This is a genomic window from Amycolatopsis eburnea, assembly GCF_003937945.1.
GTDB classification, from domain to species: domain Bacteria; phylum Actinomycetota; class Actinomycetes; order Mycobacteriales; family Pseudonocardiaceae; genus Amycolatopsis; species Amycolatopsis eburnea.
This window is the reverse complement of the sequence record NZ_RSEC01000059.1, coordinates 261,361-275,545: the sequence shown is the minus strand read 5'-3', so window position 1 is coordinate 275,545 and position 14,185 is coordinate 261,361. Positions and strand designations below refer to the sequence as shown.

Genomic DNA, 14,185 nt, shown 5'->3' with positions numbered 1-14,185 from the left:
CGAGCCCACCTTGCGACGGCTGGGCATCCTGACCTCCTTCACAGCAGCGGCCCGGGGTAGTACCCGACCGCGGGCTCCGGCTCCGGCGCCGCGTCCTTCTCCGGCTGCGGGACCGTCCGCGCCGGGATCACCACGACGGGGCAGCTCGCTTCGCGCAGGCAGTGCTCGGCGACCGAGCCGACCAGCAGCTTCAGCAACCGGTTGTGGCCGTGGCTGCCGAGGACGAGCATCGACGCGGTTTTCGACGCCTCTTCCAGTGCCACCGCCGGCGAGTGTTCGACCAGCTCGGCCCGAACGGCGACGTCCGGGTGCTCGGCGCGCACCTCGCCGACGACCTCCTCCAGCTGCTGCCGTTCGCGGTCGGCGACCGTCTGCGGTGTCCCGGCGACCGCCGCGCCGAGGTCGTAGATCGGCTCGAACGTCCACGCGCGCAGCGCGACGACCTGCCGGCCGCTCACCGCCGCTTCGGACACCGCCCAGCGCAGTGCGGCCGCGCTGATCGCCGAGTGATCCACGCCGACGACGATGTCGCCCTGGTTTGCCGTGGTCATGGGGGTTTCACCTTCTTCTCGTATCAAGAACGGGTCTTGCGGTCCTGGTCGGCGAACCACTCCTGCTGCCAGCGGGCGTAGCGGAAGCGGTCGAGCGAGAACACCGAAAGCCGGTAGGCGGCGGCCAGCACGATCAGCGCCGCGAGCCACAGGCCCAGCCCGACGGCGACGGCGTCGATCACCACGGCCGCGCCGCTGAGCGGCGGGTCCGCCGGGTTGCCGTCGCGATCCACCCAGATGGCGAGCGTGTAGCCCTTGAGCATGCCCTCGTCGGCGACGACCCGGCCGACGCGGCGAGTCCCGTCCGGCAGTACCCAGGTGGCATCGGTCGGCCGGCCGTTGCGGGCGACGCCGGAGCGCGGGCTGACCGCCAGTTCGGGGCCGTCGGCGAGCAGCGTCGCGGTCACCTGGGTGCGCTCCCCCAGCTCCTGGGCCGATTGCGCCTGCTGGCGCACGAAGGTCTCGGAGCCGACGCTCGCGGCGACCGGCAAGGCGATGAGGGCGAGCAGCACCACGAGGGCGAGCAGGCCACCCTGGAGGCGGTCCGAGGGGCGCGCCACCGAACCCCGGGACGGGACCAGCGTGCGCCACATCCGCGCGATCCGGTTCATGGTGGGCGTCCCTTCCCTTCGGTGTTCCCGTTGCGCTTCCAGGATCACCGGCCGTCCGGGTCCGCCGAAGAGGCATTGGACCCCGGACCGGAGTCCGTCGGCGGCCACGCCGGGGACTTAGGACCCTGTGCCGTCCGCGGAACCGGCGGGATGGTCGGAGCACCCGGAGGAACGGAGCACGAACCATGCGCGCACGCGACATCATGACCACCCCGACCTTCGCGCTGACGCCGGCCGCGACGCTCGAAGAAGCCGCGAAGGTGATGACCTCGCACGGGTTCACCGCGATGCCGGTGGTCGACGCGGGCGGGCGGCTGCTCGGCCTGCTGTCCGAAGTGGACATCCTGCGGGTGCCGGCCCCGGCGGGCGACCCGGACACCGGCGTGCTGCTCGACGGCGGCCCGCGCACGGCGGGCTCGGTCATGCGCACGAGCGGCCTGGCGGTGCCGGCGGACGCCGACGTGGCTGAGCTGGCGCGGCGGATGGCCGACGCCGGGGTGCGTTCGGCGCCGGTCGTCGAAGGCGGGCACGTCGTCGGGATGATCACCTTTCAGGACGTCCTGCGTGCCTCGGCCCACCGGTGAGCGTCACCCGGCCGTGGTCCGGTGGGTCAGCACCTCGTGCACCGGACGGCGGCCGGTCAGCCGGGTCGGGTAGCCGTAACCGATGCGCAGCAGCGTGTGCGGCTGTCCCGCCCCGGCGAAGAGGCGATCGAGCGATTCCCGGGTCCGGGTCGTCTCGAACGGCTGGGACAGGAACGACGTCGCGAGGCCTTCCGCGGTCGCGGTGAGCAGGACCCGCTGCATGGCCATCCCGGCGCGCACTTCCGCGTGCGGGCCGCGGTCGCGGGTGAGCACGGCACCGAGCAGGGGTTCCTGTTCGTACTCGCGCGCGGGCAGGTCGTGGTTTTCGTGCGACGCGCGCAGCGACACGATCCCCGGACCGTACGGCGGCGGGCCGGAGGCGGACTTCGGCACGCCGTCGGGGCTTTCGGGCTCGCGGTGGGTCCAGAACGCGGCTTCGGCGCGGAACTGGTCGTCGTCCGCCTGCAGCGCTTCGGCCTGGCGCACCAAGGAGGCGACCGGGGTGTACCGGCCGGACGCGTCGAGGTACTCGATCTGCCCGCCTTCGTGCAGGGCCGCCGACTTGAGCGCGGCCCGCGCGAGCGGTGGCACTTCCTTGTCCAGTAGCGGGCGCCGGTTCGTGTGCCGGCGGAACACGGCCTCGGCGAGCTTGCGTTCGGCCGCGGTGGCCTTCTCGTTGCCGTCGAGCCGGATCACCGCGACGAGGTCGGGCTCGGCCGGGTCGGGCAGCAGCCGCACGACCGTGGCGAGCCCGTTGGCCCGCAGGCTGATCTGCAGGTTGAAGGCGGCCGCCCCGCAGGCGAGCCGCGCCTCCCGGCCGTACGGATCCGCGACCCCGAGGACGCGCTCCCGGTCGAGCCAGACTTCGACGACCTCGTGCTCGACGACGAACCGCCAGGGCTGGGTGTTGTGCGGCGACGGCGCGCGCACGGCCGAGGCGAGGGCCTGGTCGAACACGCTGGGCAGTGGTCGGCTCATCGTCGGGCTCCGGTGTCTGGGAAGTGGACGCGTTCAGCATCACCGGCTGCCGGTCGTCGCCGCGACGGTCGCGCGTCACGTCCCGAGAGGACCAAAGACCCCAAGGGCTCGGGACGTCATGTGCCCGCAGGACTTCCGCAGCCCGCGGATCTCGATCGCCGGGCTCATCGGGTGGCCTCCAGGAGGATGCGGCGCTCGGCCGAGGCGATCGCCGCGCGGGCGGGACCGATGACGTCCGGGTTGACCGAGATCGACGTGATCCCGAAGCGCACCAGGTGCTCGGCGAAGCCGGGCTTCGTGGAGGGTGCTTGGCCGCACAGCGACGACGTGATGTTGCGGTGCCGCGCGATGCTGACGATGCGCTCGATGGCGTCGAGCACCGCCGGGTCGGCTTCGTCGAACAGCTCCGCGCAGTGCCACGAGTCGCGGTCGACGCCCAGTATCAGCTGGGTGAGGTCGTTGCTGCCGATCGAGACGCCGTCGATGCCCATGCCGGCGTACTCGCCCAGCCAGTGCACGACCGACGGCACCTCGGCCATGACCCAGCGGTGCAGGCCGCGCTGCCGGCCCAGCGGGCTGGCGTCGACCAGCTCCAGGCACTCCTCCAGCTCCCACTTGGTGCGCACGAACGGGATCATCAGGTGCAGGTTCGGCGACTGCTCGCGCACCCGCGCGAGGGTCTCCAGTTCGAGGGCGAACAGGTCGCGTTCGCGGACGTACCGGTAGCAGCCGCGGTAGCCGATCATCGGGTTGCTCTCGACCGGTTCGAACGCTTCGCCGCCGGTGAGACCGCGGAACTCGTTGGTGCGCAGGTCGGTCGCCCGGTAGACGACCGGGCGGGCGCCGAACGGCTTGGTGATCTTCAGCAGCGACTCGGCCATCTTGTCCACAAAGGACCGTTCCTCGCCCTTGGCGAGCAGGTCGCGCGGGTGCCGGCCACCGAGCGCCTCGGTGAGCAGGAACTCCGCGCGCAGCAGGCCGACGCCGTCGACCGCCTGCGCGGCGACCTCTTCGGCGTGCTCGGGCATGGCGAGGTTGACGTAGAGCTTGGTGCCGATCGCTTCCGGGGCTACCGGGGCGGCGACGGGCGCGGTGTGCGCGGGCGCCTTCTTGGTCGTGCCCGGCCGGACCTCCCCCTGGGTACCGTCGACGGTGACGAGGCTACGGTCGGCCAGCACGCGGGTGGCGTCGCCGGTGCCGACCACCGCCGGCACGCCCAGCTCGCGGGCGACCACGGCCGCGTGGCAGGTCATCCCGCCGCCGTCGGTGACGACCGCGGCCGCCCGGCGGATGGCGGGCACCCAGTCGGGGTTGGTCATCGGTGCGACTAGGATCTCGCCGTCGCGCAGGTGCTTCGCCTCGACCGGGTCGTGCAGCACGCGCACCGCGCCGCTGCCTTCTCCCGGCGACGCGCCGAGCCCGGTCACCAGCGCGACGGTGCTCGCCGGGGTGAGCGGCGGCAGCGTGGTGATCGGCCGGGACTGCACCAGGAAGATTTCGTGGTCGGCGATCGCGAACTCGATGTCCTGCGGCACGCCGTAGTGCTCCTCGACGCGGGTGGCCATCCGGGCCAGTTCGAGCACGGCGGTCTCGCTCAGCACGCGGCGTCCGCCCGCGGGTTCCGGCAGCTGGATGGTGACGTCGCCGCCGCCCTCGTCCGCGACGATCTTGTGGGTCTGCTTGCCGATCCGCACCGACAGGATCAGCAGCTCCTGCTTGCCGACGACGTAGGTGTCGGGCTCGACGGCGCCGCTGACGATCGCCTCGCCCTGGCCGAAGACGGCTTCGATGACCACGCGGTCGCGGTCGCCCGTCCGCGGATCGGCGGTGAAGATGACCCCGGAGCGCCCCGAGGCGATCATGCGCTGCACGACCACCGCGATCGCCGGCTCACCGGTGAACCCGCGGCTCGCCCGGTAGCTGACGACGCGCGGGCTGAACAGCGACGCCCAGCAGTCCACGACGTGCTCGGCGACCGCGTGGTCACCCCAGATGTTGGTGTAGGTGGCGTTCATCCCGGCGAACGAGGCTTCCGCGCCGTCCTCGCCGGTGGCCGAAGACCGGATGGCGACCGGCGTCGACCCGCCGAGCCCACGGTAGGCCTGCGCGATCTCTTCCCGCAGCTCGCCGGTCAGGCCGGCGAGGCGGATGAGGTCGCGGATGCGGTCGCACTGCTCGGCCAGGAACTCGCCGTCGTCCACATTGGCCAGTGCCTTCGCGTGCAGGTCGGCCACCTCGGAGCGGACGCCCGCCTTCTCCAGCGCCGCCCAATAGCCGTCGCGGGAGACGGCGAACCCGCCCGGGACGGGGAACCCGGCGGAGATCAGCTCGCCGAGGTTGGCGCCCTTGCCCCCGACGGTCTCGTCGTCGGCGAGCCGGATCTCGGACAGGTCGCGTACGTAGCTCATCGGGTTCCTCCTGGAGGTGGGAACAGCTCACCGAGCGGGAGCCGGGGTGAGGGGGCCGCCGGGACGTCGGGGTAGCCGAAGCGGAAGATCGCCTGCGGGACGCCGGGCAGCGCCAGCTCCGACACGAGCCGCGCCCGGAAACCGGTCAAGTGCAGGGGCTGGGTGAGCACCGAACCGACCAGCGCCTTCACGGTCGCGGTGAGCCAGACGCGCTGCAAGGCCGCACCGGCGGCCAGCCGGTCGGTCCGGGTGTCAGTGTCGGTGCAGAGGACGAGGAGGTGTTCCGCGGCGAGCCGGCGCGCGAGCACGACGTCGTCCGGGACCGGCGTGCGGGCACGGACGAGCCCCGCCACCGGCAGCGCTTCGGGACTCAGCGCGGCTTCGGGAACGCCGTCACCGATCGCGCCCCAGCCGTGCGTGTGCGCGGTCCAGAACTCCAGCTCACGCTGGTAGGCACGGTCGTCGCGGAGCACGCGCGTGGCGAAGCCGAGCAGTTCGGCCAGCTTGCCGAGCTGTCCGGGCACGACGACGTGCAGGCCGGCCGCCTCCCCCGCGGCCGCCACGGCGGCGCGGGCCGCTTCGGGTACGCGTTCCGGCGAGAACGGGCGCCGGTGGCTGCGCCGCCGGGCGATGGCGCGGTAGAGGGCGAAGTCGCGAGCGGACGTGGCGTGCGGGCGGCCGATCGTCACGGTGGCGGCTGCGTCGCTCCGCCATTCGAGGTGGCAGTCGCGCCCGAGAGCCCGGACGGCGAGTTCGAGGTTCGTCGCGGCGGCACCACAGGAGAGCAGCCGGTCCCGCCCGTTCGGATCGTGCCGGCGCAGCTCGACGTCCCGCCGTTCGAGCAGGTCGACCTCGGTGCCCCGGACGAGCAGCTGCCACGGCTGGCTGTTGTGCACCGAAGGCGCCCGGCTGACGGCGCGCGCGAGAACGCCGAGCTGCTCGGTGGTCAGGACGGTCATCGCGGTCACTCCTCGGCGCGGGGCCGGATGCCCCGCCGAAGTCATGGTCGCGAGGACGGCGGGACCGGCACCGGAGCACAAAGTCCTCCGCTCCGGCGGAATTCGTCCCCTACCGGGCCGCGGCCGGGCGGGCGCACGATGGCGCCGTCACGGAGGAAAGAAGGAAGTCATGAGCACTGGTCGCGTCATCGTCGTCGGCATGGACGGCTCACCCCGCGGCGACGCGGCACTGCGGTGGGCCCTCGAAATCGGCGCCCACGCGGGCGACACGGTCCGCGCGATCCTCGTCCGCCCGCGCGACACGCTGCTGCCCGGCACGTCGTTCGCCATCCAGCCGCACGGCCGGGTCCCGGAGGCGGGCTACTCGCTCGACGCGCACGTGCGCGACCTGGGCGTCGAGACCGCGGCCACCGTCGAGACCCAGCAGGTCCACGGTGACCCGGCGACGGAACTGGTCACGGCATCGGCGGACGCGGACCTGCTCGTGCTCGGCACCCACCGCGGAGGCGCCTTGTCGGACCTCGTGCTGGGGAGCGTGGGACGGGAGTGCGTGCGGTATTCGCGGTGCCCGGTCTTGGTGATCACCCCGGAAGCCGCGAACCGGCTCGCCCCGGCCTGATATCGCCCCGGAAGTGAAACAGGGACGGCGACTCCGGCGACTACCGAGCAGCTGAGCATCAGCGGCGGCGGGTGACCCACCGGAACAGCTCGTCCGCTCCCCACACGAGCACCGGCATCGGGAGCAGCATCGCGACCACCCACGCCGGCAGCGCCGCGGTCCCGAACAGCGCCTGCAGCGGCGGCAGGTAGATCAACGCCGCCGCGAACACCAGCTCGAACACGATTCCGCCCAGCAGCAACCGGTTCGTCGTCAAGCCCACCGAGCGCAGCGACACCCGTTCCGTCCGGGCCGCGAACGCCGTACCCACCTGGCAGAACACGATCGCCGCGAAGCTCGCCGTCGTGGCCTGCAAGTACGCCACGTGCAGAGCGCCCGACGTCACATCGGCTCCCGGGTGCCAGCCCGCCGCGTACAGCACCGCGAAGAACGCGCCCAGCACCAGCACTCCCGACACCAGGCCCATGATTCCCCACGCCCGCAGCAACATCCGGCCCGTGACCACGCCCTCCGATCGCCGTCGCGGGCGGCGCGACATCAGGCCCGGCTCGGCGGGCTCCCGGCCCAACGCCAACGCGGGCAACGTCTCCGTACCCAGATCGATCGCGAGGATCTGCAACACCGTCAACGGCAACGGGATCATCCCGCCCGACACCGCGAACAGCAGGAACGGCAGCACTTCCGGCACCGCGTGCGCGAAGATGTACAGCACGAACTTCCGGACGTTGTCGAAGACCCGCCGCCCCTCCCGGACGCCGGCGACGATCGTCGCGAAGTTGTCGTCCGTGAGCACCACCGTCGCCGCTTCCTTGGCCACATCCGTGCCGCCGATGCCCATCGCCACGCCGATGTCCGCGCGGCGCAACGCCGGGGCGTCGTTGACGCCGTCGCCGGTCATCGCCACCACTTCGCCGCAGTCGCGCAGTGCGTCGGCGATGCGCAGCTTGTCCTCCGGCGCCGCGCGGGAGAACACGATCTCGCCGTTGGCCGTCAGCGCTTCGTCGAGGGACGGCTCCGGAAGCTCTGCCAGCTCCTCGCCGCCGATCACGCGGTCCGCGCCGATCCCGACGCGGCGGGCGATCTCCGCCGCCGTGCGGCCGTTGTCGCCGGTCACCACGTGCACCCGAATGCCCGCCGAATGGCAGTCCGCGACCGCCGCGGCGACCTCGGGCCGCGGCGGGTCGACCAGACCCACCAAGCCGAGCAGGATCAGATCCGTCTCGGCCTCGTCACGGCCGGCCGGCAGCGCGGACACCCGGCGGCCGGCCACCGCCAGCACGCGCAGCGCCCGGCCCGCCATCTCGTCGACCAGTGCCAGCAGCCGGGCTCGTTCCCCGGCCGGCATCGCGCAGCGGGGCAGGACCTGCTCCGGCGCCCCCTTGGTCGAGACCCACAGGTCGCCGCCGACCAGGTCCACCGTGGACATCCGCTTGAGCCGCGGGTCGAACGGGTACAGCGCCTTCCGGGCGGCGTCGCGCAGCGACAGGTCGGCTCCGTTCGCGCTCGCGTACCGCAGCAGCGCCAGTTCGGTCGGGTCGCCGCTCGACGCGCCGAGGTCGGCGGTGCTGCACCGGGCCAGCGCCCCGACGAACTGCTCCCCGACCGGGTGCGCCTCCTCGACGCTCATCTCGTTGCGCGTCAAGGTCCCGGTCTTGTCGGTGCAGATCACCGTCGTCGACCCCAGCGTCTCCACCTCCGACAGCCGTTTCACCAGCGCCCCGGCCTTCGCCATCGACCGCACGCCCGCCGCCAGCGCGAGGGTGATCGTCGGCAGCAGGCCCTCGGGCACGTTGGCCACCAGCAGGCCGATCGCGAACACGAACGCCGCCGACCACGACAGCCCGGCCAGCCAGCCCAGCGGCAGGAAGCCGATCCCGACGACGACGGCGACCAGCGCGATCAGCCACGCCACCCGCCGGACCTGGCGTTCGAGCGGGCTCTCCTCCCGCCCGACGCGCGACGACAGCGACGCGATCCGGCCGATCTCGGTGTGCCGCCCGGTGGCGTGGACGACCGCGTGCGCGGCGCCGGCCACGCACACCGTGCCGCTGAAGACGAGCACCGGCGAGTCGAGGGGGCGCGAAGCGTCGTCGTGGGCGTCGGCCATCCGGGTCACCGGCACCGACTCCCCCGTCAGCATCGACGCGTCGACGTCCACGGTGCCGTCGACCAGCCGGGCGTCGGCCGGGATCCGGTTGCCTTCTTCCAGGACGAGCACGTCACCGGGGACCAGCTCGGTCGCCGGGACGTGCCAGACCTGGCCGTCGCGCAGCACCGGTGCGCGGTCGGGCAGGTACTTCCCCAGCGCCTCGACCGCCTTCTCCGCCTGCTGTTCCTGGACGAACGCCAGCAGGCCGTTGAGCAGGATGACGCCGGCGATGGCGATCGCCAGGTTCGTCGTCCCGGCGGCCCAGGCCAGGCCACCCGCCACCCACAGCAGGAGGGCCAGCGGGTGGACCAGCTGCCGTCCCAGTTCGAGGGGCCACCTCCGGCCGCGGTGCGACGGCAGTGCGTTCGGGCCGCTCACCTGCAGCCGGCGGGCGGCTTCCCGCGCCGTCAGGCCGCCCGGTGTGGTCCGCAGGTCCCGCAGCAGCCGGGCGACCGGCTCCCGGGCGTCGACCGGCGGCGCCTCGGCCGGCTTGGTCTTCAGGTGCGTGGTCATCGTGCCTTCCTTCGCTTCGGGGTGGCGAGGCCGACCAGCAGCACCCCGTGCGGGATGCCGGGGATGATCTCGGTCTGCCGAGCCCGCTCGGCAGACGTCTGGCGGGGCAGCAGGACGCCGCGGGACGCGAAGCCCCGCACGGCGGCGGCGAGCCGGGTGCCGTGGAGCGCGGCGCCGGCGAGGACGTGGTGCCGGCGGCTGTCGCCCGGGGTGGTGACGAGCAGCGCCGACTGGCCGGTGACGTCGGCGCCGAGCTGGTCCAGGGCCGGCACCCAGCCGGGACGCACGACGCGCACGTCGGTCTCCGGCCAGAAGTCGTCACCCGCCAGCGCCCTCAGCACGGCCAGGCTGACCGGCCGCAGCTCCGGCTCCGCCAGCTTGCGCAGCGCCACGTACCGCGCCCACTCGCCGCTCGACGGCGGCCGCGCCGCACCGGCTCGGACGACCGCCGCCACGTCGGGCCGGTCGGCGTCGTACGGGAACGCCACCACCGGATCGCGGCCCAGGACCCGCAGCACCGTCCAGACGGTCGACAGGGCCGCACCGCACTCGAACAGGGCCGCGTTGCCCGCCCGCTCGCGCCGGGAGACCGGCTCGGTCAGGACGACTTCGTCCGGCCGCACCTCGGCGACGCATCGGTTCGGGCCCAGCCGCGCCAGCGCGTCGCCGAGCACGGCCCGGGACGAGGTGTCCCAGCGGAACCCGCTCATCTTCCCGGGTGCACCGGGAGGTGCCTGGTGGCGGCCCGGCAGGTGGCCAGGAGACCGGCTACGTCGATCACCGTGACGCGGTTCTCCAGCCCCGGCGGGATTTCCGCCCGGACGTCCGGGGAGACGAGGGCGACCGGGACGTGGTCGCGGACCGCGCAGACGACGCCGAACTCGCGCGCCGTCAGCTCCGGTTCCCGGCCGCGGACGTCGACGACGAGGTCGGGCTGGGCGAACGGCTCGTCGAGCGGGCACCGGCCGCCCGGGGCCAGGGCGCGGCAGAGCCCGGTGCGGTCGTGGCAGCGGCTGACCAGGCACCCGGCGTCGCGCAGGGGCTGGACGAGGGAGTCGGCGTCACCGAAGGACGCTTCGGTCAGCAGGACGTGCATGGGGGCACCTCACGGACACTCGGGCCAGCGCCTCTTCGGCGCCGCGGGCCAGCTCCAGGTCTTCCCGGGGCAGCACGATCAGGGCAGGCACCGGGGAATCCGCCGCCGTGACGATCCGGTCGGCGTCGGTGCGCGGGAGGGCTCCGGCACGCAGGCCGAGCACGCCCAGGCCGCCGAGCACGGACGTGATCAGCTCGGGCTGGTGCTCGGCCACGCCGCCGGTGAACACCACCGCGTCCAGCCGGGACAGGCTCGTCGCGGCCGCACCGATCTCCCGGCCCAGCCGGTGCCGGTAGACGTCGAGCGCCACCGAAGCGTCCTGGTCGCCGCGGGCCGCCGCGGCCAGCACGCGCCGCAGGTCGCCGTCGGTGCCGGTCATCCCGGCCAGCCCGGACCGGTGGAACAGCGCGTCGGCCATCTCCGCCGCGGTCATCGGCGCCGTCTGCATCACGTGCAGCAGCAGACCGGGATCGACCGAACCCGACCGCGTGGCCATCATGGCGCCTTCGAGCGGGGTGAAACCCATGCTCGTGTCGACGCCGTGGCCGCCGCGGATCGCGGTCACCGACACACCCGCGCCGACGTGGGCGCACACGAGCTGCAGCTCCCCGGGCTCCCGGCCGAGCAGCTCGCCGGTGCGGCGCAAGGAGTACTGGCACGACAAGCCGTGGAAACCGTAGCGGCGCAAGCGGTTCTGCACCGTCCATGCCCGGGGCAGTGGGTACCGCGCCGCCGCGTCCGGCATCCGCGCGTGGAAGGCGGTGTCGAAGCAGGCCACCACCGGCAGGTCCGGCAGCAGGCGGCGGACTTCCCGGGTGATCTCCAGCGACAGCGGCTGGTGGTTGGGCGCCAGCGACGTGAGCCGTTCGAGGTTGGCGAGCAAGGCGTCGTCCACGCGGACCGGGGCCTTCTGGGAGCCGCCGTGGACGAACCGGACGGCGACGGCGTCCACTTCGGACCAGCGGTGGATCGCCGGACCGACACCGGAGTTCAGGTTGGTCAGGTCCCAGGCGGTCCAGCCGACGGCGGTACCGTCGACGACCAGCGACACCTTCACGCTCGACGAGCCCGGGTTCAGGGTCAGCACACGCACGGGTCGCTCCTTCAGTCTCGCAGCCGGCGCAGGAACGGGTCTTCGGCCGCGACGCGCTGCAGGCGAGCGCGGACATCGAGCGCCACGCAGCCTTTTGAGCCCGCACGCACCGGGTTGAGGTCCAGTTCGGCCAGCTCCGGCACCAGCTCGGCCAGCCGGCTGACCTTCAACAGCAGCTCGCGCACCGCTGCCCGGTCCAGGTCGGAGGCCCAGAGCGCCTTCGACGACCGCAACCCGTCCAGCAGCAGGTCCGCGTCGGTGCCGGTGAGCGGGGCGAGCCGGGCGGCGTGGTCGGCGATCAGGTCGGTGTCGACGCCGCCGAGGCCGAACACGACCAGCGGCCCGAACACGGCGTCCGAGCGCACGCCGACCAGCAGCTCGCGACCGGGTTCGGCCATCGGCTGGACGGTCACGCCGCGCAGGGCGGCCCCGAAGCGGGACCGCAGGACCCGGAACGCCTCCACGATCCGGTCGGCCCCGCGCACGTTGAGCAGCACACCGCCACCGGCGGTCTTGTGCAGCAGGCCCTCGGCGTCGGCCTTGAGCACGACCGGCGAGCCGAGGTCGGCGGCCGCGGCGTCCATCGAGTCACCTGCCTCGACGTAGTGCGTCTCCACCACGGGGACGTCGGCGAGCCTGAGCAGCTCGACGGCGTCGGCGGGCGACAGCCAGCCTTCGCGCTCGGCGGCGAAGGCCCGCAGGGCGTCCGGATCTTCCAGCGGCGTCAGGGAACCGTCGGTTTCGGGCCGGTTCAGCCACTGCTCGTAGCGGACCAGCCGGGCCAGCACCGCGGCGGCCGCGGCGGGGTCGTCGTAGCAGGCCGTGACGCCGGGACCGGGCACCAGCGGCGCCACCCGCGCGCGCTGGCCGGGCCGGACCGCGAAGACGGTCTTGTACTCGGGCGGGAGCACCGCGGCGAGCGACGTGCCGGGGTCGCCGACCGCGGTGGGCACGGTCGCGGCGATGACCGCGTCGACGCCGTCGTCGTCGAGGACCGCGCGCAGGGCGTCGGCGAACACCTCCGCACGCACGGCCGCGGTCGTGTCGACCGGGTTGTGCACCGCCGCTTCGGCGGGCAGCAGCTTCGCGAGGCGGTCCCGGGTGTCCTGGGACAGCTCGGCCATGACCAGGCCTTCGCGTTCGCAGGCGTCGGCGGCCAGTACGCCGGCGCCCCCGGCGTTGCTCACCACGGCCACCCGCGGCCCGCCGGGCAGCAGCTGCCACGACAGCCCGGCGATGACGTCGACCAGTTCGGCGACCGTGTCGACGGCGATGACGCCGGCCTGTTCGAACAGCGCGTCCCGGGTGACAGCGGGGGTGGCGGCTGCGGCGGTGTGCGACGCGGCGGCGCGCTGGGCGGTGTCGCCGCCGCCGGAACGGACGGCGAGCACCGGGCGGGTGCGGGCGAGCCGGCGGGCCAGCCGGCCGAACTTGCGCGGGTTGCCGAATGACTCGAGGTAGAGCACGGCCAGTTCGGTGCGGCGGTCGGCGGCCCACCACATCAGCAGGTCGTTGCCGCTGACGTCGTACTTGTCGCCGGTGGAGACCAATGTGGACACACCGAGGCCGAGGTCGCCGAGTGATTCCGCGAGCGCGATACCGACGCCGCCGGACTGGGTGACGACGCCGATGTTGCCCGGCTTGGCCGGGGTGGCGAGGAACGTCAGGTCGTAGGGGCAGGCCGGGTCGGTCGAGACGACGCCGAGGCAGTTCGGCCCGACGAGCCGCAGGCCGTACTCGCGCACGGCGGCGTGGACGCGCTCACCGGCGCCGGTGCCGGTCAGCCCGGAGGAGATGATGACGACGGCCCGGACCCCGCGTTTCCCGCACTCTTCGACCGCCGCGACGGCGGCCGGCGCGGGCAGGCAGATCACCGCGAGTTCGGGGGTGCGGCTCAGCGCGGCGACGGACGGCGCGCTCGGCACGCCGAGGATCTCGTCCGCGTGCGGGTTCACCACCTCGACCGGGCCGGGGAAGCCGGCGGCGACCAGGTTGGCCAGCACGGCGTTCCCCACCGAGCCAGGGCGGCGCCCGGCCCCGATCACGGCGATCGAGGACGGCCGGAACAGGTGCGCCAGGCTGGCGGCGTCGGCGACCGAGTCCCGCTCGAGCACCGCCTCGACGTACGCGGGGTCGTCTTCGAGGATCATCACGACGTCGCGCTCGGGGCCGCCGATGCTGGCTTCGAAGCGCAGGCCGAGGTCCTTGAAGACGTGGAGGACGTTGGCGTTCTCGGCGAGGACCTCGGCGAGGAACCGCTTCAGCCCGGTCTTCCGGGCGTGGGAGACGAGGTGTTCCATCAGCAGGGTGGCCACCCCCTGGGTGCGCACGGTCCCGTCGACCACGAGGGCGACCTCGGCGTCGGCCGAGTCGTCCAGCACCTCGTAGTTGGCGACGCCGACCAGCGCTCCACGCCGGTAGCAGCCCACGGCGTAGTGGCCGGGACCGGCCTCGGCGGCGATCTGGGCCGCGAGCTTGGCCAACCCGGACGGAGTGCCGAAGAACCGGAAGTGGGTGTCCTGCGGGGTGAGCCGGGTGTGCAGGGCGAGCACCTCGGCGGTGTCGCCCGGGTGCAACGGGCGCACCAGCACCACGTCGCCGTGCGCGAGCAGGGCCCGGGCCAT

Annotated in this window: 12 protein-coding genes; 2 read left to right on the top strand and 10 right to left on the bottom strand. The window is 73.5% G+C overall.

The annotated features are described in order from the left end of the window. Positions 1-38: 38 nt before the first annotated feature. Both EIY87_RS33380 and EIY87_RS33375 read right to left on the bottom strand, forming a co-directional pair. Positions 39-551: a universal stress protein gene (locus tag EIY87_RS33380; RefSeq protein ID WP_125313892.1), complete on the bottom strand. Its 513-nt coding sequence runs from the start codon at positions 549-551 to the stop codon at positions 39-41. A gap of 23 nt (positions 552-574) precedes the next feature. Continuing rightward, positions 575-1,162: an Rv1733c family protein gene (locus tag EIY87_RS33375; RefSeq protein ID WP_125313891.1), complete on the bottom strand. Its 588-nt coding sequence runs from the start codon at positions 1,160-1,162 to the stop codon at positions 575-577. Between the two features lie 185 nt (positions 1,163-1,347). Between EIY87_RS33375 and EIY87_RS33370 the strand changes: the two genes are divergently transcribed. Then, the gene (locus EIY87_RS33370; protein WP_125313890.1) at positions 1,348-1,746 is read left to right on the top strand and encodes a CBS domain-containing protein; all 399 of its coding nucleotides are present in this window, start codon (positions 1,348-1,350) and stop codon (positions 1,744-1,746) included. A 3-nt stretch (positions 1,747-1,749) separates the two neighbouring features. On the opposite strand, the gene EIY87_RS33365 is transcribed toward EIY87_RS33370, so the two are convergent. The 3 genes from EIY87_RS33365 to EIY87_RS33355 all read right to left on the bottom strand — a co-directional run bounded on the left by EIY87_RS33365 (position 1,750) and on the right by EIY87_RS33355 (position 6,091). Then, complete coding sequence (locus EIY87_RS33365) at positions 1,750-2,724, bottom strand: Acg family FMN-binding oxidoreductase (protein WP_125313889.1); 975 nt, start codon at positions 2,722-2,724, stop codon at positions 1,750-1,752. A gap of 164 nt (positions 2,725-2,888) precedes the next feature. After that, the gene (ppsA, locus tag EIY87_RS33360; RefSeq protein ID WP_125313888.1) at positions 2,889-5,132 is read right to left on the bottom strand and encodes a phosphoenolpyruvate synthase; all 2,244 of its coding nucleotides are present in this window, start codon (positions 5,130-5,132) and stop codon (positions 2,889-2,891) included. Continuing rightward, positions 5,129-6,091 (bottom strand): Acg family FMN-binding oxidoreductase, encoded by a 963-nt coding sequence (locus tag EIY87_RS33355; RefSeq protein ID WP_125313887.1) that lies wholly within the window; start codon positions 6,089-6,091, stop codon positions 5,129-5,131. Before EIY87_RS33355 ends, ppsA begins: the two co-directional genes overlap by 4 nt. 169 nt (positions 6,092-6,260) lie before the next feature. Between EIY87_RS33355 and EIY87_RS33350 the strand changes: the two genes are divergently transcribed. Then, entirely contained in the window at positions 6,261-6,710 is a 450-nt protein-coding gene (locus EIY87_RS33350; protein ID WP_125313886.1) for a universal stress protein, read from the top strand. Positions 6,711-6,768: 58 nt separating this feature from the next. Here the strand turns inward: EIY87_RS33350 and EIY87_RS33345 are convergent, their stop codons facing one another. The 5 genes from EIY87_RS33345 to EIY87_RS33325 are packed head-to-tail and all read right to left on the bottom strand — an operon-like array spanning position 6,769 to position 14,185. Further along, positions 6,769-9,372 carry a cation-translocating P-type ATPase gene (locus EIY87_RS33345; RefSeq protein WP_125313885.1) on the bottom strand — a complete coding sequence of 868 codons (2,604 nt, stop codon included), beginning with the start codon at positions 9,370-9,372 and terminating at the stop codon, positions 6,769-6,771. Further along, entirely contained in the window at positions 9,369-10,082 is a 714-nt protein-coding gene (locus tag EIY87_RS33340) for a hypothetical protein (RefSeq protein ID WP_125313884.1), read from the bottom strand. The genes EIY87_RS33345 and EIY87_RS33340 overlap by 4 nt, the downstream gene beginning before the upstream one ends. Further along, positions 10,079-10,468: a hypothetical protein gene (locus tag EIY87_RS33335; protein WP_125313883.1), complete on the bottom strand. Its 390-nt coding sequence runs from the start codon at positions 10,466-10,468 to the stop codon at positions 10,079-10,081. Before EIY87_RS33335 ends, EIY87_RS33340 begins: the two co-directional genes overlap by 4 nt. Continuing rightward, the gene (locus EIY87_RS33330) at positions 10,434-11,561 is read right to left on the bottom strand and encodes an acetate/propionate family kinase (protein ID WP_125313882.1); all 1,128 of its coding nucleotides are present in this window, start codon (positions 11,559-11,561) and stop codon (positions 10,434-10,436) included. Before EIY87_RS33330 ends, EIY87_RS33335 begins: the two co-directional genes overlap by 35 nt. An 11-nt stretch (positions 11,562-11,572) precedes the next feature. Next, positions 11,573-14,185 (bottom strand): bifunctional acetate--CoA ligase family protein/GNAT family N-acetyltransferase, encoded by a 2,613-nt coding sequence (locus tag EIY87_RS33325; RefSeq protein WP_125313881.1) that lies wholly within the window; start codon positions 14,183-14,185, stop codon positions 11,573-11,575.